Here is a 23,907-nt window from a genome sequence, read left to right on the forward strand (position 1 = left end):
TCAGCCCCTCTTCACTCTTGTTTCCAGTTTTTCACGCAAACGAATTCCTAGGTCAAATATCCCTACTAGACTAAGTATAGTACTTAGGGGTGGAAAAATAAATAGACAGACAACGAGCACGGGAGTCAGTCTCTTCCAGCCGTATAAATAGGCTGCAAACAGACAAAAACTCAAGCCCTGCAAAACAAAAATCGCATCCAGCATGACTTTCAGGTTCATCAAGGCGATTTCCCAGAACGTTCCCTGCATGCTTTCGGCAAACAACAAAAGACTGATCATCGCAATGAAGTAGTAATAAAGCAATGATCGTGGGAAGCTCCATTCCCGAATTGGCTTCAATGCTGGAATCGGTCTGCGCAGACGTCGTCCAATCAGACTCGCCAATCCATGAATAATGGCGGTCGATAAAAAGCTGAACATGACAAGACTCGTAGGCAAGACGATTTTGCCCAGTTCAAGAAGCTGATCAAACTGCTCTTTTGGCACCATCGCTGGACGTAGCTTAGCAACTTCTTGCGTGATGGCATTAAAATCAACGTTCATCCCGAATGCCATAAATGCCATCATGGAAACGACACCTAAAAAGGCAACGCCTGCCCCTGCCACAATCGCCGGAAAAGCCGTTCCTTTTCTCGCATAAAAAATCCCCATGACTGAACCCCAAACCGCACTTGAAAAAGCAAGTGTAGCCGCAAACGGACCCGTAATGATCCAGCCCAGAAACGTAAAGGCAAGGGAAATCCATACCATGTTACGTACTGTTCGATTTACTGCCAAAAGGATAAAAGGCAGAGGTATCAGGAAACTGACGAGTCCTCCCAGTATGGTATATGTACCGAGAAACAGCAGCACCAGTGCGATACCCAGCATAAGGGCATTTTCAGCCAAGTGTTTCGTTTTGGACGGCATGTCAGCACCTCATTATTCATGTCTCATGTACACTTTCCATAGAAAACTATGGAAAAAAGAGGGCCACGCAATTGTGCCCCCCTTTTTATAGCTTTTGCAACTTATTCAGCAGTGTAAGGCAACAGTGCTACTTGACGGGATCGCTTGATTGCGATTGTCAGTGCACGTTGATACTTCGCAGAAGTACCAGTTACACGACGTGGCAAGATTTTGCCGCGCTCGCTGATGAACTTTTTCAGCAAGTCAATATCTTTATAATCGATGTGCTTGATTTTGTTCACTTTAAAGAAGCATACTTTACGACGCTTATTAGGACGTCCTTTGCGTGCCATGATAGTCCCTCCCTCTTAGGAATATGAAAGTTATACGATACTAGAACGGCAAGTCATCATCTGAAATGTTGATCGGCTTGCCTGCACTCGCGAAAGGATCACCAAACGGATCGTAGTCATTATTTCGTTGACCGGATGGTTTGTTACCGCCACCCATGCCAGGTCCTGGATCGTATCCTGGATTGTCTCCGCCGGATTCATTGCCTCGACCGCCCAAAAATTGAACGTTCTCCGCAACGACTTCCGTCACGTATACCTTTTTACCTTCTTTATTATCATAGGAACGTGTTTGCATACGTCCTTCGATGGCTGCTTGTCTACCTTTACGCAAATAGCTTGCGCACAGATCGGCAAGTTTTTGCCAAGCGACAATGTTAATGAAGTCCGTTTCTTTCTCACCCGCTTGATTGGTGCGGGGACGATTGACGGCCACAGTAAAAGTAGCAACGGCAACGCCATTTGGCGTGTAGCGAAGTTCAGGATCTTTCGTCAGGTTGCCGATGAGAATGACTTTATTCATCTTGGTTCCCCCTCTGATCGCGACAATGATTACTTCTCATCACGAACAAACATAAAGCGGATTACGTCATCACTGATTTTCATCAGACGCTCAGCTTCCGCAACAGCATCGGAGTTCGCTTTGAAGTTCATCAAAACGTAGTAACCTTCACGGAACTTGTTGATCTCGTACGCAAGACGACGTTTACCCATTTCTTGAAGCTTAGAGATTTCGCCACCATAGTTAGTTACAACATCGCTGTAACGAGCTACATTGGATTTTACTTTCTCTTCTTCAAGGTCTGGACGCAATACATACATTACTTCGTATTGGCGCATACCTTTTCACCTCCTTATGGACTTTAGCGGCCCTGTTCGGGCAAGGAGCGAGTGCTAAAACGAAACGCACAAAACATGCACTCCATAAATACTCGCATTATCGTATTATAGCAAAACACCTATAACGAATCAAGAATTTCGTATTAAACATTGAAACGGAAATGCATAACATCTCCATCTGCCACTACGTACTCTTTCCCTTCAAGACGGTACTTCCCACGTTCTCTCGCTACTGCCACGGAACCAGCATCTACCAGATGATCATAAGCAATCACTTCCGCACGAATGAAGCCGCGCTCGAAATCGGTATGAATCACGCCTGCCGCTCCCGGAGCCTTTGTACCCTGACGGATGGTCCATGCGCGAACTTCTTGTACACCTGCAGTGAAATAAGTTACTAATCCCAACAGTTTGTAAGCAGCACGAATCAAGCGATCGAGACCAGACTCAGTAAGACCGAGCTCTTCCAAAAACATCTCTTTGTCTTCGCCCTCGAGTTCAGCGATTTCCGCCTCTACTTTCGCGCTGATGACAACCACTTCTGCACCCTCACTCGCTGCATGCTGACGAACTGTCTGCACATGCGGGTTGTTGTCTGCATCGTTAATGCCGTCTTCCGCTACGTTGCACACGTACAGCATTGGCTTGATTGTCAGCAGATGCAAATCGCGAATCCATTTGCGCTCTTCGTCATCAAGTTCAACACTGCGAGCAGATTGACCCTCTTCAAATGCTGCTTTCAATTTTTCCAGCACGTCCAGCTCTTGCTTGGATTCCTTGTCGCCGGATTTCACTTTGCGTGCAATACGGTCAATACGACGATCAACAGAGTCCAGGTCAGCAAAAATCAGCTCCAGGTTGATTGTCTCGATATCGCTCAAAGGATCGACACGACCTGCTACGTGCGTGATGTTCTCATCTTCAAAGCAACGAACAACATGGGCAATCGCGTCCACTTCACGGATGTGACCCAGGAACTGGTTGCCAAGTCCTTCACCTCTGCTCGCGCCTTTTACCAAGCCTGCGATGTCTACGAATTCAAACGCAGTTGGAACTACCTTGTTCGGTACAACGATTTGTGTCAGCTTTTCCAGACGCTCGTCTGGCACCTCCACGATCCCTACGTTCGGGTCAATCGTACAGAACGGGTAGTTAGCCGATTCAGCGCCCGCTTGTGTAATGGCATTAAACAATGTCGATTTTCCTACGTTAGGAAGACCTACAATCCCGCATGATGCACCCATCTATATACACTCCCTTATCATCATCCTGATATCCTTTTAAGTATATAGATTTGGTTTTCAGATTACAATTGTCTCCTTGTGGAAGCTTTTTTTTACTTGCCTCATCCTGTCTCTTAATCATAGCTCCATGTGGTGGGACAAAAAAAGAAATGATAGACTAGACAAACAGAATCTGTTTGCTACGGTAAAAGAAAAGGTAACGAGGTGACTAAAAAATGAAACTCTTACTCCTTGGTGCCACTGGTCGCGTAGGAAGCCATATCCTCGACTATGCATTAAAAGATGGGCATGAAATAACTGTTCTCGTTCGGTCCGCAGACAAGCTTCTTCATCTGGCTGCTGAAAATCTCCGTGTTCTGACCGGAAACGTCCTCGATCAAAAGGATGTTGCATCAGCCATGCGTGGAGTCGACGCGGTCATTAGCGCGCTCGGGACAGACAAGGCAACGACGTTATCCGTAGGAACTCCCTATATTATTGAAGCAATGAAGCGAGAAGGTGTTTCACGCATTATTACGGTGGGCACCGCCGGCATCTTGCAAAGCAGAGTTTCTCCTGACCTGCTCCGCTATCAATCCAGTGAGTCCAGACAAAAATTGACGCGTGCTGCCGAGGAACATCACAAGGCATACTCGCTCTTGGAACAGTCTGAGCTCGATTGGACTATTGTTTGCCCGACCTATTTGCCTGATGGCGAGTATACAGGCACTTACCGGGTCGAGGCTCACCAGTTGCCTATAGATGGGATGCAAATTTCCGTGCCAGATACAGCGGAGTTTACGTATCAGCAGCTTTCTCTTTCCGAATACATTCGAGCGCGAGTAGGCATTGCCTATTGATACATAAAAAAAACAGGTTCCTCTCCGTAATGGAAGGGAGCCTGTTTTGCTTCTATTGCTTCTTTACTTCTCGTTTACCAGCTTTTCCAGTTCATTCAATGTCTCTTCAAAGATTTCCATCGCTTGCTCGATTGGCTGGGACGTGGACATGTCCACACCTGCTGCTTTCAGCACCTCGATAGGCGGAGCAGAGTTACCCGCTTCGAGGAAGTTTTTACGAACTCGATCCACAGCTGGCTGACCTTCATCCATGATTTGCTTCGCTAATGCTTGTGCAGCGGCAAAGCTCGTCGAGTATTGATAGACGTAGTATTTATAGTTGTAGAAATGGCTCACACGTGCCCATTCCATACCGATTTCCTCATCGGAAACCATGTCTTTTCCGTAGTACTTCTGGTTGATATCGAGGTAGATCTTCTTGATCGCTTCCGCATTCAGAGATTCTCCCGCTTGCTCCTTCTCGTGAATCGCCCTCTCAAACTCCGCGAACTGCGTCTGACGGAACAACGTGGAACGGAAGTTTTCCAGATAGTGATTCAAGAGATACATCTTCTCTTCTTTCGTCTTCGCCTTCGCGTACATGCTCTTGAACAGCAGAGTTTCATTCATGGTAGAAGCCACTTCTGCCGTGAAGGTTGGGTAGTTGGACGAAATATAAGGTTGATTTTTGTTCGTATAATACGACTGCATAGCGTGTCCCATCTCATGGGCGATGGTGTACACATCATCGAGCGTACCTTGGTGGTTCAACAGTACATATGGATGTGTATCATAAGCACCCCATTGGTAGGCACCCGTGCGCTTGTCATCAGTGGAATAGACATCTACCCATCCGCCATCCAGGCCGTCAGACATTGCCTTCACATAGTCATCACCCATTACTCCCAAACCATTAACGACGATTTTCTTTCCTTCGTCGAAGGAAATATATTTGTCATCAGATGGAACGATCGGCACGTAAATGTCGTACATGTGCAATTCCTTCACGCCAAGCATTTTCTTTTTCAAAGAAATGTAGCGATGCAGCAATGGCAGATTATCATTCACCGTGTCAATCAGCTCATCATACACCTTCGTCGGTACGTTGTTCGGTGTTAGGCTTGCTTCGAGCGCAGAATCGTAATTGCGTACCGCTGCGTAGAAATTATCGCCCTTTACTTTGGCAGCCAATGTTGATGCAAACGAGTCTTGGAAATCGATCAGAGCCCCATAATAGGCCTTGAACGCTTCTCTGCGCACATTTTGATCTTTGCTTTCCATATAGGAAATGAAATTGGCACGAGTTAACTGAACTTCCTTGCCTGTCTCATCTTTGATTTTAGGGAACCTCACGTCTTTGGACAGCATGCTGTAAATGTTGGTCGGTGCACCTCCCAAAGGAGACGATTTCGCCAAGAGCTGCTCCATATCCGCAGAGAGTGAGTACGGCTTCGTTCTTAGCATGTCCTCGATAAACAGTTTGTAAGGCTCAAGCTCCTTTTTAGACAGCAAGCTCTTTATTTTGCCATCGGGAATCGCAACGATTTCAGGCTGTACCCATGAAGTTTTTTCTGTGACAAGCGTGTACATTTTCTCAGCTCGGTCTCCCAGCTTTTGCAGCTCAGGATTCGCGGAGTTTACATCGAGAGACATGTTTGCGTACACGTATGCTTTGTCATTTAAGCGCATCAACTCAACATAGTCATCGAATGCTGCCTGCATCGCACCAGACGATGTACCCAGCTTGCCTTTGTGTTTTGTGAAAGCGTTTGCCAAAGATTCAACCTTTGCAACATCCTTTTCCCATTCCTTAACAGTCGGATAAATATCATCCAGCTTCCACTTGTACGCATCTGGGATCTCAGCGCGAGTTTGATAAGAAGGCTTTTCAGCAGCAAGAGCTACCGCCTGCGTGCTGTAAGGAATAAATGGTACAGATACTGTCGACAATGCAATGGCCAAAGCCGTAACTGATGCAAATACTTGCTTCTTCAAATCTCAATCGCCCCTTTTCTTCTATCTATTTTTGCCAAAATTATAAGTGTGTAATTATATTTTCACCTGCCAAATTCCTTCTTACTAATAAAAATTTTTAAAATATTCAATAATAACCGTCGATTTATCCAGAGAAAATCCCCTTTTGTGGATAAGTCTGTGGATAAGTATTTACTAACAACTTTTTGTCTCCTACATCGTTTGCAGACACTTCTTTTCTTCGTAAAAAGTTGTCCACATTTTCTGTGGATATGCTGTGCATAACTTATTTTCTTGGAACCAGGGCATCCGCCTATACCCCGTTGTGGGTTTCTACATAGCATGAGTATTGAAACTACGGTAGGAGGTGTTAGCAAGTGGGTATCTTTAACGGTTTCGACGATTTCGCGCTGATCTTGGTTCTGTTCATCCTTCTCGTTATCGTAGGTTGTGACTGCGACTAACCTACTCCGCTGCCATCCAGCCTATCTGAAGGTAAGCTTGCATCCTCAGCAGCCTTACCTTCTCTAATTCCACATAGATCATAGCCAAGGCAATGCAGCCTAGGGATAATGATCAGTCATAACCTAAGTACCTTCACCGGGAGATACATTTGATCGTACAAAAGGAAAAAGGATGCGCCTCTATTGGCTGCATCCTTTTTTTTACCCACATGCTTGAACTACTTCGATCCGGTCTGAAAAGTTATCCACTGCGCTTGATTTAAATTACCTGCTGTATCCTTAACCAAGCCCGCAATGAGACTTACCTGATATCTCGTATGTGGCTGCCATTTTCCTTTTGGCTTCACAGACAACATCCGCTTGCTTTTGTTCCATGTAATTGTGTGCGGAACGACAGTCCCTTTTTCATCTGTTACACGAACTAATGGCCCGGCCGTTTTGCTGGATAGGGCTCCACCATCAACCAAAATAATCTCTTCTGCAAACTGGAGTGTCACTTTATCCTGGAGCTTTACATTCTTAGCTCCGTGACCAGGCAATATGACTGCTTGTGGAGCGATATTATCCACAGGTTTTTTCGTTTGAAACGTGCTAGCCAGCTCTGGATTCAAATTGCCTCGGTGATCCTTCACTTTTTTGGCCAGCAAGCTAACTCGATAGGACGCCCCTGCTTCCAGATTTCCTTCCGGATCAATTGTCATGCTTCGATCTGTTTTGTTCCATTTCGCCGTAAAACGAACCTTCTTTTTTTTCGCGTCCGTGAGCGAAATAATCGAGAGACCAGACTTGTCGGAGAGCTCTTGCCCATTTTTTAACGAAACCGGCCCCGAAAACGTCAGTGTAATGATTTGATTCGGGTCTATTTCCGCCGATTTGTCAGCCGGGGATATTCTCACTCCCCATTCGTTTGCCGACTTTGCCCACACTCCCTGTGATGGAAGTAGGAAAAGCGCAAGCACTACTACCCATTGCAACCACCGAACACTCATCTTTTTCATCGAACCCCTCCCGTCTAAAACGACAAAGCCGCTCCGTGAAGCATATAAGTGCGTCGCTTCATCGTTTACAGGCATTGTAGAAAAAGACAGAGGGGTTGATCAAAGAAATATGGTTTATGCTTGCGGTTCTTCCTCCGCTCGAATCAGTATCTTTTTCAGCTTGCGTTCAAATTCTAGTCGTCCAATCATCACACTATGATCGCAACCCGTACATTTGATTCGCACATCCATGCCCATGCGTATGACCTTCCACGCATTCGTGCCACATGGATGCGGCTTTTTCATCTGTACGACATCCCCCAGTCCAAATTGCTTGCGTTCCATATCTCTTTCTCCTCTCTACACTGTTCCCTTTCCAGACACCGCGACGATTTTTGGATACGGAATTTGAATGCCGCGGTTGGTTAATTCCGTTCTGATCTTCGCACGCAAATTTCGATTGACTCCGTGATGTGTGTTCGGCTTACACTCAGCCGTAACCCGGATGATGACTTCAGAAGGCCCCAGTGCATGTACTCCCAAAATCTGTGGCTCAGCTACGATATCCGTCAATTCTGTCTGAGCCGATGCCAATACTTCTTTGAGCACAGACTCAACTTGATTCAGATCTTCTTCATATGCTACAGATACGTCGACAACCGCTAACGTATTTTGCAATGAAAAGTTGGTCACTTGATTAATCGTGCCGTTTGGAAAGATGTGTACCTCCCCCGTCCAGCTTCGCACCTTTGTAATGCGCAGACCAATCTCCTGCACCGTGCCTGTCAAGTTGTTGATCGTTACAACGTCCCCTACAGCAAATTGATCCTCAAAAATAATGAAAAATCCCGTAATAATATCACGCACGAGACTTTGCGCCCCGAAACCAACTGCCAGCCCCAGTACCCCTGCGCTTACCAAAACGGGGCGCAAATCAATGCCCAACAGCTGCAAGATCATGAGAATCGCCAAAAAGTAGATGCCGTACTGAACGATATGGTTGACGAGCACCCGCATAGTGTCAACTCGGCGTTGATCCATTTGAATCTTGCTTCCGTGGCGGTGCTGGAACACTTTATTTACGCCTGATTGCACAACAGAAACGACGATTCGCGATAACAGGATGATCGCGACTATTTTCAGTACAGCCATCCCTATATTTACCCACATATCTGCATCTGTCATATACGCATGTACCTGGGCATAAATCCTTTCAAAGAAACCAGCTTGCTTCATTCCTCCCGCTCCTTCTGCTCCCCGCTTTCGTCCACTTCGCTATACTGGCCGAAAAACTGACGGAAGTATCCTCGTATTACCACTTGCTGTTCCATCATGATCGCTTTCGCTCGTAAGTAATCCGACAGTGAGAACTCAATGGAAAGGGCACAGCCTGCCGTTATTTCTTTTGGCGTTGGTCTTGTATCGATCTCAATATCTTCGTACTCCAGCAGCATTTCTGCCCGCAAGGCTTGCTGCGTGGAATCAAATGCGATCAGCACTGTCTCTCCTCCCATTTCACTCCCCCTCATCTCTTTCACACAAACTGCTATAGGCTCCTCTTATTTTACCTGTTCGTTTTCATGCATGCCAGCCTCGCTGAGTTTTCAAAACCTACGTAACTTTCCCATTAGCAGGTATAAAAATGTCATATCGGTACGATACTGTGAATACTTTTATATAACCTTTTACAGGTTGGTTTAAGCCAAGTCGGCAAGAGTGGGGGTTTCCATGAGTACATCCGATAATCGCAAGGATTATTCTTTGCCACCTTTTAAAGTGGAATACCGCAGTGAAAACGCAGACGAGCATCTCGCCGGTCACCTTGCCCAGCGCTTTCGCTTAAATCGGTTCGATGACGACCTTGTCATTGTATGTATTGGGACAGACCGTTCTACTGGTGATGCTCTAGGCCCATTAGTAGGAACCAAGCTCATCGCGCAGTCACCTCGTTTTTTGCAAGTGTACGGAACGCTTGAGGATCCTGTACACGCCATGAATCTTAAGGAAAAGTTAGAGCTCATCCAGGCGAATCATCCGACAGCTACACTTATTGCGGTCGATGCCTGTTTAGGTCAATTTAGCCATGTCGGAAACATCAATGTGATGAATGGTCCACTAAAACCAGGGGCTGGTGTTAAAAAAGAGCTACCTCCTGTTGGTTCCTTCCACATTACCGGGATTGTCAACGTAGGAGGATTTATGGAGTATTTTGTCCTTCAAAATACCCGCCTCTCCATCGTCATGAACATGGCAGATACCATAGCTTCCGGACTGGCAAAAGCCGTAACACTGGCTTCTACGCCTAGTCGATTCGATAGTGTCTTATATGATTGACCGTTTCTTTCTGCAAAAGGTTCCATCCCTCTTTAGAAAACTTACTTTTTGATCTGTTCTCTCCCTCAACGGATGACAGGTCTATTTTTTTTTTACACATAAATCGTCAGGCACTTTTCGATCACTTGGGCACTGATCGGTGTTGGCGCTACGCTTTCCCCATCTGCATGGACAGGTAGCTGTCCCGCTGCATGTATCGTTACATGCTTTCCCCTATAAAAGCAGACACCCGGATGATGACGGTGAGCTCCTGTGAATATTTTCGGAAAAGCGGCTAACAATCCGAGCCGACTCACACCACTTACTACGCAAATATCCGCAATTCCATCGTCCGGTATAGCATCTGGACAAATTAGCATTCCGCCTCCGTAATTCGGAATATTGGCAGCGACGACTAGCCATGCAGCCTCTAAACGAGCCTCAATACCATCAACGTTCAGTACGATGTCACGTGGCTGATACGTACATACGACGCGAATCACCGATATAATGTAGGCAAGTGCACCTAACTTGTACCGATTCAGCCAAGCTTTGTACACAGCTTGATCCGTTACCTTTGCTACCTGTGCATCGAATCCGGCCCCGATTGAATTCGCCGCTACTTCCCCATTCAATAAAATCAGATCGATTCGCTTTTCCCCTTTTTCCGACAGAATTCGCTCTAATGCCTGTAATGGTTTCATCGGAATTCCATGTCCGCGAGCGAAATCATTCCCGGAACCAGCCGGCACCAATCCAAATCGGCAATCTTGTTTCGAATCGTATATCCCATTTATCACGCCTCGGACAGTTCCATCCCCTCCGACAGCAATGATTGTTTTTACTCCCTCTTTTTGAATCAGCTCTTTTGATAATTTTTTGTCGTCCCCCTCTCCTGATGTCAACCTGACATGAAAAGGCGCTCCCAGACGTCGTAGCGTCGGCTCAATTTCCCTCCATACTTTCAACCCTGTGCCATTACCCGATACAGGATTGACGATAACACCCAACATAATCATTCTCTCCCCAACATGCTGTCGTACTCTACTGTCACGTCCCACTTATCCATCCTTGCTCGCAATCAAGTTTTTGTATCATATTATCGCATGCTATTTTTATCGATGATAGTTGATTTTTCATAAAAAAAACTCCTCCCGAAGGAAGAGCCTCTGTGCCAACTATGAAAACAGCTTTGAAATCCAATCGATAAAGGGAACACCGACTGCTGCGATCACTAATGCTGGCATCATGTTGGCTACCCTGATCTGTTTGATCTCCAAAACGTTTAACCCAATGGCAATAATCATCAAGCCACCTACCGCCGTTACTTCTACCAGGATCGCATTCAGCATCGTTTCGCTCACCACACTGTAAATGCTTGTAGATAATAACGCAATCATGCCTTGATATAAAAACACGGGCACTGCCGAAAAGATGACACCGATTCCTAGTGTTGATGCGAAAATGATCGCAGAGAATCCGTCTAGCATTGCTTTCATAAACAGTACTTCGTGGTTGTTACGCAAACCACTGTCCAATGAACCGAGTACAGCCATGGCTCCAATACAGTACACCAGCGTCCCCGTGATAAAACCAGTGGCGATACTGCCTTGACTCCCCCCGACTTTCCTCTCCAGCCAATGCCCCAGATTGTTTAAGCCTTTTTCAATCCCAATCCATTCACCTATTACTGTTCCTAGCACAATACTGATAATCACGAGTAAAAAGTTATCCGATCCCAGGCACATTTTAATACCCAATATGAATACGGCCAGAGCAATTCCTTGCATGACGGTTTGTCGCATCGACTCCGGAATTCGCTTCAACATTCTGCCTAACAATGCTCCTAAGATGATTGCTCCGGCGTTGACCAATGTTCCCAGCAAGATCACTTGCGCTGTCCCCCTACAGATGCCTTACCCTTACACAAACGCTGCTGCTATTTCCCGAACAGCGTTATGAAGCGCTTCTACATCTTTCTCTGAGTTGAAAATTCCAAAGCTGGCTCGAACGGCTCCACGTTGTTCGGTACCGGCAGTCTGGTGACCCAATGGCGTGCAATGAAAACCCGATCTGGTTGCAATCCCGTATTGTTGATCCAGGATAAACGATACCTCGGCTGCATCCACCTCTCCGATATTAAAAGCAACCACGCCCACACGTTCGATCTCAATCCCCGGTCCGTAGACATGTACACCCTCGATTTGCTGCAATCCAAGGATCGTTTGTTTCACCAATTCCCATTCGTGCTGACGAATGTTGTCTACACCTTTTTCCATGACAAAATCAACGCCTGCTTGTAGCCCTGCCAAACCAACCGTATTGAGTGTCCCGCTTTCGTATCGGTCTGGACGAGTTGTCGGTTGATCAATGGCTTCAGACTGACTGCCTGTCCCCCCATGAATCAAGGGCTCGAGATCAATATCACTACTTACGTACAAACCACCTGTACCTTGTGGACCGTAAAGCCCTTTGTGCCCAGGAAAAGCAAGCATATGAATATTCATTGCCTCTACATCAATAGGCAAAACACCAGCAGACTGAGAAGCATCCACCAAAAACGTAATTCCGTGCTCTTTTGCCAGTTTCCCTAGTTCAGCAACAGGCAGGATGACACCTGTCAAATTGGAAGCATGGCTCACAACGATTAACCTCGTTGAGGGCGTAATTGCCTTGGCAAAATCCTCTACATAGAATTGATGGTCTTCTCTTGGCTCTACAAAAGTAGCTTCTACTTGGTTGTTTTTGCGCATGAACTCGATGGGACGTCTTACCGAATTATGCTCAACAGACGAAGAAATAACATGATCGCCTGCTTGTAAGAACCCTTTTATCGCCTGATTAAGCGCTTGAGTGGCATTGAGATAAAAAAAGAGGTTATTCGGGTTTTGAATCCCAAACAACCGCGACACTTGCACCCGTGTCCGAAACACAGCTTTACTCGCTTTCATCGCCAGTGCATGTCCACCTCGGCCAGGATTTGCAGCAAAATCCTCGATGACCTCCGCCATCATTTCTTTAACTGCTGGTGGCTTCGGCCATGTAGAAGCTGCGTTATCCAAATAGATGATCGCCATGACTACCTCCTGGACTTACTTCTCTATATTCAGCATTTCGATGATTCGCTCCAAGTCTTCCTGTGAATAGAAGTCAATTTCAATCTTGCCGCGCTTTGACCCTTTTTTAATCTTGACCGATGTCCCAAAACGGCTGCGCAGCCGTTCCTCCATCTCGATCAAAACTGGCTCGTTTTTCGCTGACTTTTTCTTTTTTGTTTCACGTGAAACATTGAGCTGCTTCACGAGCTCTTCCAGCTGACGAACACTCAATCCTTTTTCCACCACGTCATTTGCAAGCTGTTGTTGTACTTTCTTATCCGTTACTCCAAGCAAAGCACGTGAATGCCCCATGGATAGTTCAGCTGCCGATACCATTTTTCGGATCTTCTCTGGCAGTTGCAGCAAACGAAGCATGTTGGCTACATGCGGTCGACTCTTCCCTATCTTTTGTGCAAGCTGTTCTTGCGTATAGTCATGGTGGGAAATCAGCTTGTCATACGCTTCTGCCTCTTCGAGTGGATTCAGATTTTCCCGTTGCAAGTTCTCAATCAGGGCAATCTCCATTAATTGCTGATCTGTGTACGCTTTTACTACTACCGGAACCTCTTTTAACCCTGCTAGCTTTGCAGCGCGCAATCTTCTTTCACCAGCTACCAGCTCGTAACCTTTGATGCTTTTCCGAACAATTAGTGGTTGGATGATTCCATGCTCTTTGATCGACTGTGCCAGTTCCTCAATAGCTGATTGCTCGAATTCTTTCCGGGGCTGATAAGGGTTAGGACGAATCTCATTGATGGAAACCTCTTTTACCTGTTCCCCTTCTTCGATGAGATTGGAAGTAATAAGCGCATTCAGCCCTTTTCCCAATCCTCTACTCATACCCCTACCACTTCCTTCGCCAAATCAGTATAGACTTCCGCTCCTCGTGAGCGTGGATCGTACGTAATGATGGCTTGTCCGTGTGATGGTGCTTCACTCAAGCGTACATTTCGAGGAATAATTGTCTTGTATACTTTGTCCTGAAAATATTTTTTCACTTCTTCAATCACTTGCAGGCCGAGATTCGTACGTGCATCGAGCATCGTCAGAACGACGCCTTCGATGGCAAGCTGCGAATTCAAGTGTTTTTGGACCAAACGAATGGTGTTCAATAGTTGGCTTAATCCTTCTAGCGCATAGTATTCACACTGGATTGGAATCAAGACCGAATCAGATGCTGTCAAAGAATTTACAGTCAAAATCCCTAAGGATGGCGGGCAATCGATGATGACGTAATCGTACTTGTCCTTGACAACTTCCAGCGCCTTTTTCAGACGAACCTCACGAGAAATCGTAGGAACCAGCTCAATTTCCGCACCTGCCAATTGAATGGTGGCAGGAATGATCATTAATCCTTCAATTTCAGTTGGCAAAGTCGCATCGACAGGGTTGATATCATTGATCAGGACATCATAAATGCAGTACTTAACATCTGCCTTATTTACCCCGATCCCACTGGTTGCATTTCCTTGGGGATCAATATCAACCAGCAGCACCTTTTTCCCCAATGCGGCCAAACAAGCGCTTAGATTGACGGACGTAGTCGTTTTCCCGACGCCGCCTTTCTGGTTCGCAACCGCAATGATTTTTCCCAACTTCTCCACCTCTTTTTTGTCGTGTAGGAAAGCTTGTGGCTCGACCAGTACACTCTCCAGTACGTCTTTCAAAGTCATCTTCTGTATCCTCATCTAGTTAGTCATTCGAGTCTATTTACGATTTGCTCGTATTCTTGTAAAACGATGATCTTTTATACAAATTCCTTCGTCCGTTGCCATTCAGTAACCTTTACATCGCCTGTACATGATAAGACGAAAAAAGCCCCTGCAAAGTCATCCTCATTAATTATCGAGTATACCTGCAAGTATGCACAGGTTGGTACTCTCCATGTTATCAGATTTGCCGCTTGGTCGTACGCTGTTTTTTTTAGATAGTGAGACAAAAAAGCCTGATTTTTGTCCCGAAAATGCAGATTTACCTAGCCTTTTCGCAGGAAATGCATATTTCTGGAAATCAAATAGTACTAAAAGCCTCATTTTCCTATAAATAATCAGCATTTGCCCAAAAAGAAAGGCGACCTTGTCGCCATGTTTGTTACGATCATTTATTTCCCTGTTTCCTTGTTTTTTGGAATGCGGATCGTGAATTGATAGAATTCATCATGATCTTCTTCTGCTGTTTCTACAGGTAGGCCTGTCTGGATCACCATATCGATCGATTGACGTACAGTATTAATCGCAATCCGCGTATCTCTTGAGAATGCTTTCCAGCGTGGCTTCGCATCTTTTTCCGATTTAGGGTTCTCGGCCAGTTCTAGAAGCTGCTTCACGCGCACTTCCGTCTGCTTCACATTCCATTCCCGCTCCAAAATCTCCAACAGGACTTTATTTTGTAATTCTGGATCTTTTAACGGAATCAGAGCCCTTGCATGACGCTCTGTTACTTGTCTGGACAACAAGGCATCTTGAATTCCTTGTGGTAAATGGAGCAAGCGCAGTTTGTTTGCAATTGTCGATTGTCCTTTACCCAAACGTTGAGCAAGACTCTCTTGCGTCAAATTGTGCAAATCAATCAGCTTTTGATATGCGACTGCCTCTTCAATAGCTGTCAAACCTTCTCGTTGCAAATTCTCAATCAATGCGATAGAGGCTGTTTGCGAGTCATTAAACTCTTTGACAATCGCAGGAATCCTCTCCATGCCCAATTTTCTAGTTGCGCGCAAACGTCGTTCCCCAGCAATCAATTCATAACGACCGTCGCGAACTCGCACGACAATCGGTTGAATGAGCCCATGAGTTCGTATCGTTTGACACAACTCATCAATTTTCTCGTCATCAAATACAGTACGAGGTTGATATGGATTCGGTACAATCTCCTCGACTGGTATTTGTTTGATTTCTTCGTTATCTGTCTTGTCCGTCAAGCCAAAAATCCGAGAAAATGAATCTTTAACTGCCATAGAAAAATCCCCCACTTCTACCCGTTCCATCCGTGCTATTTTAAAGTCTTTGAAGAGGTGTTCAAAAAGTCATTTTTGATCACGAAGTAATCCTGAAAGATTGCGCAAAAATGATACAAGCGTTCACTCTCGAAAGTCAGGTGCTCATGTAGCTCCCCTACATCCCGCTCCTCCTTCTTCAGCTTCTCGCCGCTTTCTTCGTGCTGAAAAGACAACTTTTTGAATACGTCCTAGAAACTGAAAAAGGTCCTGTCCAATCAACGACAGAATCTTCCTAGAAACATTTTGTTATCCCCCGCCAATCCATTGTCCGGATATGACAGATTGAATATGTTCTTTGATTGTTGCTGCTAAGGAAAAATGGCATATTGGCGTCGTAAGTGAGTTCAGTCCTACTCTTTTAACATAGGTCCTCCTCTTACATCGTTAAGGACAGCATGCATCTTCTTTTAAAAAAGCTTCACAAGCCCTATAGTACATACTGCTTAACAGACTCTTCTTGCCCATCCGATCGGTTTGTAAAATTGCCTTTGACCTAATCTTCTTTCCCTATACGCTTTCTTCAGGTTCATTTATATATATGTAATTCTGCAAGATTCGCCCAATTCCTGCTAACGAAAAACGTTTCACGTGAAACATCAATCGTGATCTTCCACATAAAAACCGTGATCGTCACGGTGCTTTGGCCTCTCATCACTTCCAATGCTCTCATCAGTAGGATGTGAAATCTTGGTGACAGAAAACAATCGAGGAAAAAGACTATGAAAGTCTAACGGCAGGTACGAAAAAATCGCAGCAACGATCACAGCGACAGACATCCCTGCACTGAACCAAACCAATGATTGAAACAACCCACATCCCAGCTGCCGTCGTAAGGCCTTTTACCGTACCATTGAATTTAATAATAGCTCCAGCCCCCAAAATCCCATTCCCGCTACGACTTGTGCAGTTACCCTCCCCGGATCATGATTTACACCACTCGAAGAAAAACCGTAAAAAAACTTCTATCGAAGCCTATTCATAGAGGAGCGACCTCGTTTTTGCGGAATGTTTTACCGAGGTTATGCCAGATGCGGACGCTGAGGTACCTTGTTATGCGCTCCAGAAAGTTTAAACTTTCTTTCACGTTAAATAGAGGCTAGTCCAAAAAGAAACGAACCAAAACAAACGAGACTATACGTTCAAAAACCAGCACCTCTTTGCCTGCTCACATCCTTTATAAATCTCTCTCGCTCCCATCTCCAGATGGCACCCGCTAGAAAAGCAAGACAGAGCCGAAGCAATATGGTCGGGAGTTCCGGCAGAAAAAGGAGGAAAGTACTTGTTGCTTGCATAGTCTAATCACCCTCTCACACAATGGCATTCTTTCAGAGGAGCTAGTACGAGTTGTAGACTCCATGATCCAAGAAACCTGAGCGACTACATACCTTCCATTTCATCAAAAACGGGCAACTTGATTTAAACAACTTTCCATACGAAAAAAGGCCGCAGCACGTGGCTACGACCTCTCTTATGATTGACTCCTACACTAACGGCTTTTTCGCAGGAACTCCTGCTTTACGCGGATAGCTTTTCGGCGTCGCTTCTATTTTTTCCATGATGACGATATTACGTTCTCCCGCTTCCTCTAGAAGCTGGAATGTCTCGACCTTTCTCGTCTTTCCACCAAGCGTCTTGATTGCCTTTTTCGCTTCAGCAAGCTCTGGAGTAATCTCTGCTCCCTTGAGAGCCACGAAGTGTCCTCCGACTTTGGCAAAAGGAAGGCAGAACTCCGATAACAGATTGAGTCTCGCAACAGCACGTGCCACTACGAGATCAAATTTCTCCCGATACATCGCTTCTTGCCCACGATCCTCGGCACGCCCATGTACGGGATTTACGTTCTCCAAGCCCAGCTCCTTTGCTACATGCTGCAAAAAGCTCATTCGCTTGTTCAGGGAATCAATGATCGTCATTTTCAGATGCGGGAAGCAAATTTTCAAAGGAATACTCGGAAAGCCTGCGCCCCCACCGATATCTACAACTGATTGCACCTGGTCAAATGGGAAGTAAAACCCTGGCGTAATCGAATCATAAAAATGCTTGTTGTACACTTGCCCCTCTTCGGTAATCCCGGTCAGGTTCATCTTCTCATTCCATTCCACCAGCAGGCGAAAAAAATGATCAAACTGCTCCTTCTGACGATCCGTCAAAGAAATCCCCTGGGCTGCAAGTACCTCGGCAAACTGTTCTTTCGTCATAGCTTTTCTCCTTACTCGGCTACTCCCACGCGTTTGTACTCCAAATATACCATCAACACGGAAATGTCTGCTGGAGTAACCCCTGCGATACGAGCCGCCTGCCCGATGTTCAACGGACGGATTTTGGTCATATTGTCGCGGGATTCCTTGGACAAACCGGAGATTTGGTGGTAATCAATATCCGTTGGGATGCGGCGCTCCTCCATTTTTTTCATCCGTTCAACCTGTTGCAATGACTTTTTGATGTAGCCATCGTATTTAATCTGGATTTCAACCTGTTCGGTCACATCCTCTGGCAGTGCTTCTGGTGCCGGGACCATTTGAGCAATGTGGCTGTAGTTGATTTCCGGACGACGCAGCAATTGAGCCAGCTCGATGACATCTGTCAGCTCAGGAGAGCCTGCGTTCCGCAAAACCTCTTGAACATGTGCCATTTCAGGACGTACGCGCGTGTTGGCCACACGTTCTTTTTCTTGCTCGATCAGCTCGCGTTTTTGGTTAAATCGATGGTAGCGCTCCTCGCTAATCAGACCAATTTCATGGCCGATATCCGTTAGGCGCAAGTCCGCATTGTCATGACGCAGCAGCAAGCGATATTCTGCGCGAGAAGTAAGCAAACGATAAGGCTCATGCGTTCCCTTCGTAACCAGATCGTCAATCAAGACACCGATGTACGCCTCATCCCGTCCCAAAATAACTGGCGGTTTCCCTTGAACGCGGCGTGCTGCGTTAATCCCTGCCATGAGACCTTGACCCGCTGCTTCTTCATAGCCAGAGGTACCATTGATTTGTCCTGCTGTGAACAAGCCAGGCAAGGTTTTGGTTTCCAAAGAAGGCCAGAGCTGCGTCGGCACGATCGAATCATACTCAATCGCATAGCCAGGGCGCATCATTTTGACTTCTTCCATTCCAGCCATGGAGCGCAGCATGGAAAGCTGAACATCCTCTGGCAAACTGGTCGACAAGCCTTGTACATACATTTCTTCGGTATTGCGCCCTTCTGGCTCCAAGAAAATTTGGTGACGCGGCTTATCGTTAAAACGGACTACTTTATCTTCAATCGAAGGGCAATAACGCGGGCCTGTTCCTTCGATCATTCCCGAATACATAGGGGCACGATGCAGATTACTATTGATGAGTCCATGCGTTTCTTCATTTGTATAGGTCAGCCAGCAAGGAAGCTGATCCATGATAAATTCCGTTGTTTCATAAGAAAAAGCACGTGGAACCGGATCACCAGGCTGAATCTCCATTTTGGAGAAATCCACACTGCTGCTATGAACACGCGGTGGCGTCCCCGTCTTGAAACGAGTCATTTCAAAACCGAGTTCCTTCAAATGATGTGCCAGACGAATAGACGGACGCATGTTGTTCGGTCCACTTTCGTATTGAAGATCCCCGAGGATGATCTTTCCGCGCAAATAGGTTCCGGTCGTCAATACAACGGATTTGGCCATGTATCGCGCCCCAGTTTGCGTGATAACCCCTTCACAAGCTCCATCGTTCACGATCAGCTCTTCCACCATCGCTTGACGCAGGATCAAATTCGGAGTATTTTCAATCGTTTTCTTCATTTCATGCTGATACGCAAATTTGTCTGCTTGCGCCCGCAAGGCATGCACAGCAGGTCCTTTCCCTGTATTCAGCATACGCATTTGGATATGCGTTTTGTCGGTATTGCGTCCCATCTCTCCACCAAGCGCGTCCAATTCGCGTACAACGTGGCCTTTTGCAGGACCACCTACGGAAGGATTACATGGCATGTACGCCACAGCATCCAGGTTGATCGTCAACAGCAATGTACTACAGCCCATACGTGCAGCCGCTAATGCCGCTTCCGCACCGGCATGACCCGCACCAATGACAATGACGTCAAAAGAGCCCGCTTCATATGCAGGTACAACGTTCATTTTTTGCCCTCCTAATCACTTACCCAGACAGAACTGGGAGAAAATCTGGTCAATCAAATCTTCGCCGACGCTTTCTCCGATGACTTCACCAAGTAGCTCCCACGACTTTTTAATGTCGATCTGAATCATGTCTACTGGCATCAAATCATCGATTCCACCCAGCGCTTCATCCATGGCTCGTTCTGCCTGACGAAGCAGTTGAATATGTCTGGCGTTACTCACATAGGTCAAGTCATCCTGCTGCACACGGCCACTGAAGAAAATCTCCCCAATAGCCTGCTCCAGAAGATCGATCCCCGTTTCCTCACGCGCGGACGTCATAATCAACGGCTGCTGAGGGAAATGACGCTTGATCTCTTCCAAATCCACTTTTTGCGGCAGGTCGAATTTATTGACAATCACAATCACATGGAACCCTTTTGCTGCTTCAAAAATCGCGTAATCATCAGCGGAGAGAGGCTCGTTGTAGTTGATCACGAGCAACACGAGGTCAGCCTTTTGCAGCAGCTGTCTGGACTTCTCTACCCCGATTTTCTCCACGATATCCTCTGTATCGCGAATTCCTGCGGTATCGATAAGTCGCAAAGGAACCCCTCGCACATTGACATACTCTTCGATGACATCGCGTGTCGTTCCCGCAACGTCAGTTACAATCGCCTTTTCCTCTTGAACCAGACTATTTAATAGCGAGGATTTCCCTACATTCGGACGTCCAATAATCGCGGTCGACAAGCCTTCACGCAAAATTTTTCCTTGCTGTGCGGTCTGCAACAATCGTTGGATTTCACCTTTAACCTCCAAGCACTTTCCTCGCAAGAAATTTTTTGTAAACTCCTCAACGTCATGCTCTGGATAGTCCAGTGTTACTTCTATATGGGCCATCGCTTCAATCAAGTTTTGGCGTAGCTGACGAATGAGCCTGGACAGCTTCCCTTCTACTTGATTCAAAGCGACCTTCATCGCTCTGTCTGTTTTGGCCCGAATCAAATCAATGACGGCCTCAGCCTGAGACAAATCGACACGTCCGTTTAAGAACGCACGCTTCGTGAACTCCCCCGGCTCCGCCAATCTTGCTCCATTATCCAAGATTAACTCCAGAACCTTTTCAACGGAAACAATTCCTCCGTGACAGTTGACCTCCACTACATCCTCCCTCGTAAATGTACGGGGAGCCTTCATTACGGAAACCAGTACCTCTTCCACTCGTTCACCTGTGTTTGGCTCATACAAGTGCCCATAATGGATCGTATGGCTGTCCACAGTGGACAACCGCTGCTTTCCTTTATATATCTTATCCACAACTTCGATCGCTTCCGTACCGCTTACCCGGATCACGGCAATACCGCCTTCACCCATCGGTGTTGCGACCGCCGCTATTGTATCGAATTTCATGCTGTTCACCTCAAGCTTTCCACTCTTACAAGTCAGCCACTAACTTACTAGCATAACAGATCGTCTAGAAAAATTCCAAAAGAAAGTGCAGCCAATCCATCTGGCTAAACACGCAATAGGAAAAAGCAACCCTAGCTCCAAGGTTGCTGTCCATTTTGGTTATCCACAGTATAATCATTTTCGCAAATCCTCAACCATTTGGTCAATTATCCACAGTGGACAACTTTTTGACGAGATTGTTTAAAATGTCGTCGTTTGCTCATTTGAATTAGGCAAAAAAAAGAAGCCTAGCGAGAGGCTTCTTTCGGTGCAATCACGATATAACGATTTGGCTCGTCTCCTTCACTGAAGGTAACCACATCCGCTCTCTTTTGCAAGAACGCGTGGATTACTTTCCGTTCAGCAGCAGACATTGGTTCCAGACGTACATCCCGTTTGGTCGATAACGCTTTTTTCGACACACGATCTGCGAGCTGCTCCAATGTTTCCTTGCGACGAAGCCTGTAATTTTCGGCATCCAGAGTGATACGTACATGTTTGTCCGCATGACGGTTCGCTACGACGTTTACGAGATACTGTAATGAATCAAGAGTTTGTCCCCTGCGGCCAATAATGATTCCCAGATTGGTTCCCTGGATGTCAAACAGCATGCCCTCTTCATTTGTACGCGTCTCCACTTTGGCATTCACCTTCATGTTCGACAAAACGTCTTGAAGAAAGTCACGTCCCTGTGCAACCGGATCAAAGTGAAATTCTACTTGCACTTTAGCGTCCTTTGCCCCAATCAGTCCAAACAATCCTCTGCTTGGTTCCTCTAGAACTTGGATCGTTGCCCGCTCACGCGGCACTCCCAATTCCAGTAAAGCTTTTTGCACAGCATCGTCGATCGTTTTTGCCGTAGCTACCACCTTTTTCACTTGGAGGCTCCCCCTTTAGGAGTAGGCATTTTCCCTTTATCACGATACAGGAAGTAGGTTTGTACAATGGTAAACAGGTTACCGTATACCCAGTACAGAGACAGCGCTGATGGCAATGTGACAGCAATCGCCAAAATCATCAGCGGCATCATGATGATCATCATTTGCATTTGTGGATTTCCCTGATTTGCTTGACCCATCATCTTGGACTGCAAGTAGGTCGTAATCGCAGCAATGATTGGCAAGATGTAGTACGGGTCCTTTTGTCCCAGCGTCAGCCACATGAACGTTTGCGAGTTAATCTCGGACGTACGAATGATCGCATGGTAGAACGCGATCAAAATCGGCATTTGTACCAACATTGGCAAGCATCCAGCCAACGGATTGACACCGCTCTTCTGGAACATAGCCATTGTTTCCGCTTGCGCTTTTTGTGGATCATTTTTGTACTTTTCACGGATCTTTTGCATCTCCGGTTGAATCTCTTGCATCTTCTTGGAGCTCTTGATTTGTTTGACCATCAATGGAAGCACAATGATTCGAATGATGATCGTTGCAACTAGGATACCCAGACCGTAGTTGTTTCCGAGTATCAATGCGCTCTCTTTAATTAGCCAGGACAGTGGATAGACAAAATACTTGTCCCAAATGCCGGTTGCGTCAGGGCCAATTGGTGCTGCTGCTTGGGGGTTACAGCCCGACAAAACTAGAACCAGCATAGTCAGCATAAGAATGCTGAGTGTACGTCTACTCAAGGGTGATCCTCCTTTTCCCCGCTTCAATATGAGGTAATCTTATTTGTGCTGATCCGGGACTGGATCATACCCGCCCGGGTGGAACGGATGGCATTTCAAGATGCGACGAAGGGCCAACCAGCCTCCCCTCCACGCTCCAAATCGACGAATCGACTCGATTGCGTAATGGGAACAGGTTGGCGCGAATCTGCATGAAGGTGGTTTATACGGAGAAATCATCAGTTGGTATCCCCGAATCAACCAAACCATGATCTTCACCATCATCGTTTCACCCTCTTTTTCCATCTCTTTTTCCATTATGTACGGGTGCCTGTTTGATCACTTTGGCTCGCTTCATCACATGTAACAGAGATTGCTCAATGGCTTCAAGCGTCATCGCTTCCACACCCGGACGGGCGATGATGACGAGATCGAGACCGACTGGGATATCAGACTCCATTCGAGCTACTGCTTCGCGTATAAGCCGCTTGACTCTATTGCGGACAACAGCATTGCCAATTTTTTTACTGACGGAAATCCCAGCGCGAAAAGCCGCTTGTCCCTCTTGCTTTGCTGAATACAAGACAAACTGCTTATTAGCCGCAGAACTTCCTCGTTGAAACACAGCTTGGAATTGCTCATTTTTTTTGAGCCGGTGTGAACGATGCAAGGTAAACAACCCCTAACATCACAATTATAGTAGAAAACGTAAACAGCATCTACCAGTATATCCTTGTTTCGTTCACTTTTTTCCCTAAGTATACTCGGTTTAGAACAAAATCTAAAATTCAG

Annotated in this window: 27 protein-coding genes; 3 read left to right on the top strand and 24 right to left on the bottom strand. The window is 46.2% G+C overall.

All coding sequences use genetic code 11. The features are described from left to right. The 5 genes from ODZ53_RS09680 to ychF all read right to left on the bottom strand — a co-directional run bounded on the left by ODZ53_RS09680 (position 1) and on the right by ychF (position 3,322). Positions 1 to 909: a DUF2232 domain-containing protein gene (locus tag ODZ53_RS09680; protein WP_199929696.1), complete on the bottom strand. Its 909-nt coding sequence runs from the start codon at positions 907 to 909 to the stop codon at positions 1 to 3. A 101-nt stretch (positions 910 to 1,010) separates the two neighbouring features. After that, positions 1,011 to 1,241 (bottom strand): 30S ribosomal protein S18, encoded by a 231-nt coding sequence (rpsR, locus tag ODZ53_RS09685; protein ID WP_007720187.1) that lies wholly within the window; start codon positions 1,239 to 1,241, stop codon positions 1,011 to 1,013. Between the two features lie 40 nt (positions 1,242 to 1,281). Then, positions 1,282 to 1,761, bottom strand: coding sequence for a single-stranded DNA-binding protein (locus tag ODZ53_RS09690; protein WP_064202761.1), 480 nt, complete (start codon positions 1,759 to 1,761; stop codon positions 1,282 to 1,284). A gap of 29 nt (positions 1,762 to 1,790) precedes the next feature. After that, positions 1,791 to 2,078: a 30S ribosomal protein S6 gene (gene rpsF / locus ODZ53_RS09695; protein ID WP_064202760.1), complete on the bottom strand. Its 288-nt coding sequence runs from the start codon at positions 2,076 to 2,078 to the stop codon at positions 1,791 to 1,793. Positions 2,079 to 2,221: 143 nt separating this feature from the next. Beyond that, positions 2,222 to 3,322 (bottom strand): redox-regulated ATPase YchF, encoded by a 1,101-nt coding sequence (gene ychF, locus ODZ53_RS09700; RefSeq protein WP_015894083.1) that lies wholly within the window; start codon positions 3,320 to 3,322, stop codon positions 2,222 to 2,224. A 215-nt stretch (positions 3,323 to 3,537) separates the two neighbouring features. On the opposite strand from ychF, the gene ODZ53_RS09705 reads away from it, so the two are divergent. Then, entirely contained in the window at positions 3,538 to 4,161 is a 624-nt protein-coding gene (locus ODZ53_RS09705) for an NAD(P)-dependent oxidoreductase (protein WP_372676804.1), read from the top strand. A gap of 63 nt (positions 4,162 to 4,224) precedes the next feature. Here the strand turns inward: ODZ53_RS09705 and pepF are convergent, their stop codons facing one another. Next, positions 4,225 to 6,135, bottom strand: a complete 1,911-nt coding sequence (pepF, locus tag ODZ53_RS09710) for an oligoendopeptidase F (RefSeq protein ID WP_372676805.1) — start codon at positions 6,133 to 6,135, stop codon at positions 4,225 to 4,227. Positions 6,136 to 6,491: 356 nt separating this feature from the next. Here pepF and ODZ53_RS09715 point away from each other — a divergent pair, with 356 nt between their 5' ends. After that, complete coding sequence (locus tag ODZ53_RS09715; RefSeq protein WP_017246824.1) at positions 6,492 to 6,578, top strand: YjcZ family sporulation protein; 87 nt, start codon at positions 6,492 to 6,494, stop codon at positions 6,576 to 6,578. Between the two features lie 218 nt (positions 6,579 to 6,796). Here the strand turns inward: ODZ53_RS09715 and ODZ53_RS09720 are convergent, their stop codons facing one another. The 4 genes from ODZ53_RS09720 to ODZ53_RS09735 all read right to left on the bottom strand — a co-directional run bounded on the left by ODZ53_RS09720 (position 6,797) and on the right by ODZ53_RS09735 (position 9,069). Beyond that, positions 6,797 to 7,576 (bottom strand): Ig-like domain-containing domain, encoded by a 780-nt coding sequence (locus tag ODZ53_RS09720; RefSeq protein ID WP_372676806.1) that lies wholly within the window; start codon positions 7,574 to 7,576, stop codon positions 6,797 to 6,799. A gap of 114 nt (positions 7,577 to 7,690) precedes the next feature. Then, positions 7,691 to 7,900: a DUF951 domain-containing protein gene (locus ODZ53_RS09725; protein WP_007720174.1), complete on the bottom strand. Its 210-nt coding sequence runs from the start codon at positions 7,898 to 7,900 to the stop codon at positions 7,691 to 7,693. Positions 7,901 to 7,915: 15 nt separating this feature from the next. Next, the gene (locus ODZ53_RS09730; RefSeq protein WP_015894087.1) at positions 7,916 to 8,791 is read right to left on the bottom strand and encodes a mechanosensitive ion channel family protein; all 876 of its coding nucleotides are present in this window, start codon (positions 8,789 to 8,791) and stop codon (positions 7,916 to 7,918) included. Continuing rightward, positions 8,788 to 9,069 carry a putative Se/S carrier protein gene (locus ODZ53_RS09735; protein WP_173606417.1) on the bottom strand — a complete coding sequence of 94 codons (282 nt, stop codon included), beginning with the start codon at positions 9,067 to 9,069 and terminating at the stop codon, positions 8,788 to 8,790. Before ODZ53_RS09735 ends, ODZ53_RS09730 begins: the two co-directional genes overlap by 4 nt. A 214-nt stretch (positions 9,070 to 9,283) precedes the next feature. On the opposite strand from ODZ53_RS09735, the gene yyaC reads away from it, so the two are divergent. After that, on the top strand, positions 9,284 to 9,889 hold the full coding sequence (yyaC, locus tag ODZ53_RS09740) for a spore protease YyaC (RefSeq protein ID WP_015894089.1): 606 nt from the start codon (positions 9,284 to 9,286) through the stop codon (positions 9,887 to 9,889). 92 nt (positions 9,890 to 9,981) lie between these two features. Here the strand turns inward: yyaC and ODZ53_RS09745 are convergent, their stop codons facing one another. From ODZ53_RS09745 to rnpA, 14 genes are all read right to left on the bottom strand, one after another. Further along, positions 9,982 to 10,881 (bottom strand): diacylglycerol/lipid kinase family protein, encoded by a 900-nt coding sequence (locus tag ODZ53_RS09745; RefSeq protein ID WP_372676807.1) that lies wholly within the window; start codon positions 10,879 to 10,881, stop codon positions 9,982 to 9,984. 165 nt (positions 10,882 to 11,046) lie between these two features. Further along, positions 11,047 to 11,760: a DUF554 domain-containing protein gene (locus ODZ53_RS09750; RefSeq protein WP_372676808.1), complete on the bottom strand. Its 714-nt coding sequence runs from the start codon at positions 11,758 to 11,760 to the stop codon at positions 11,047 to 11,049. 30 nt (positions 11,761 to 11,790) lie between these two features. Further along, positions 11,791 to 12,945, bottom strand: a complete 1,155-nt coding sequence (locus ODZ53_RS09755) for an aminotransferase class V-fold PLP-dependent enzyme (protein ID WP_173606419.1) — start codon at positions 12,943 to 12,945, stop codon at positions 11,791 to 11,793. A 15-nt stretch (positions 12,946 to 12,960) separates the two neighbouring features. Then, a complete protein-coding gene (locus ODZ53_RS09760; RefSeq protein ID WP_199929702.1) occupies positions 12,961 to 13,806 on the bottom strand; it encodes a ParB/RepB/Spo0J family partition protein in 846 nt (281 codons plus the stop codon). Beyond that, positions 13,803 to 14,561, bottom strand: a complete 759-nt coding sequence (locus tag ODZ53_RS09765; RefSeq protein WP_015894094.1) for a ParA family protein — start codon at positions 14,559 to 14,561, stop codon at positions 13,803 to 13,805. The genes ODZ53_RS09760 and ODZ53_RS09765 overlap by 4 nt, the downstream gene beginning before the upstream one ends. A gap of 506 nt (positions 14,562 to 15,067) precedes the next feature. Further along, complete coding sequence (gene noc, locus ODZ53_RS09770) at positions 15,068 to 15,922, bottom strand: nucleoid occlusion protein (protein ID WP_372676809.1); 855 nt, start codon at positions 15,920 to 15,922, stop codon at positions 15,068 to 15,070. Between the two features lie 759 nt (positions 15,923 to 16,681). Continuing rightward, positions 16,682 to 16,843, bottom strand: coding sequence for a hypothetical protein (locus ODZ53_RS09775; RefSeq protein WP_372676810.1), 162 nt, complete (start codon positions 16,841 to 16,843; stop codon positions 16,682 to 16,684). 602 nt (positions 16,844 to 17,445) lie between these two features. Beyond that, the gene (rsmG, locus tag ODZ53_RS09780) at positions 17,446 to 18,162 is read right to left on the bottom strand and encodes a 16S rRNA (guanine(527)-N(7))-methyltransferase RsmG (protein ID WP_372676811.1); all 717 of its coding nucleotides are present in this window, start codon (positions 18,160 to 18,162) and stop codon (positions 17,446 to 17,448) included. Positions 18,163 to 18,173: 11 nt separating this feature from the next. After that, the gene (gene mnmG, locus ODZ53_RS09785) at positions 18,174 to 20,072 is read right to left on the bottom strand and encodes a tRNA uridine-5-carboxymethylaminomethyl(34) synthesis enzyme MnmG (RefSeq protein ID WP_372676812.1); all 1,899 of its coding nucleotides are present in this window, start codon (positions 20,070 to 20,072) and stop codon (positions 18,174 to 18,176) included. Between the two features lie 15 nt (positions 20,073 to 20,087). Beyond that, positions 20,088 to 21,464 (bottom strand): tRNA uridine-5-carboxymethylaminomethyl(34) synthesis GTPase MnmE, encoded by a 1,377-nt coding sequence (gene mnmE / locus ODZ53_RS09790; RefSeq protein ID WP_199929704.1) that lies wholly within the window; start codon positions 21,462 to 21,464, stop codon positions 20,088 to 20,090. 287 nt (positions 21,465 to 21,751) lie between these two features. Further along, a complete protein-coding gene (gene jag, locus ODZ53_RS09795; RefSeq protein ID WP_015894101.1) occupies positions 21,752 to 22,381 on the bottom strand; it encodes an RNA-binding cell elongation regulator Jag/EloR in 630 nt (209 codons plus the stop codon). Then, a complete protein-coding gene (gene yidC / locus ODZ53_RS09800; RefSeq protein WP_016739366.1) occupies positions 22,378 to 23,136 on the bottom strand; it encodes a membrane protein insertase YidC in 759 nt (252 codons plus the stop codon). The genes jag and yidC overlap by 4 nt, the downstream gene beginning before the upstream one ends. A 39-nt stretch (positions 23,137 to 23,175) precedes the next feature. Then, entirely contained in the window at positions 23,176 to 23,400 is a 225-nt protein-coding gene (yidD, locus tag ODZ53_RS09805) for a membrane protein insertion efficiency factor YidD (protein WP_205669431.1), read from the bottom strand. Between the two features lie 4 nt (positions 23,401 to 23,404). Then, positions 23,405 to 23,785, bottom strand: a complete 381-nt coding sequence (rnpA, locus tag ODZ53_RS09810) for a ribonuclease P protein component (protein WP_015894104.1) — start codon at positions 23,783 to 23,785, stop codon at positions 23,405 to 23,407. Between the last annotated feature and the right edge of the window lie 122 nt (positions 23,786 to 23,907).

Source organism: Brevibacillus sp. BD137, assembly GCF_041644655.1.
Classification (GTDB): domain Bacteria; phylum Bacillota; class Bacilli; order Brevibacillales; family Brevibacillaceae; genus Brevibacillus; species Brevibacillus brevis_D.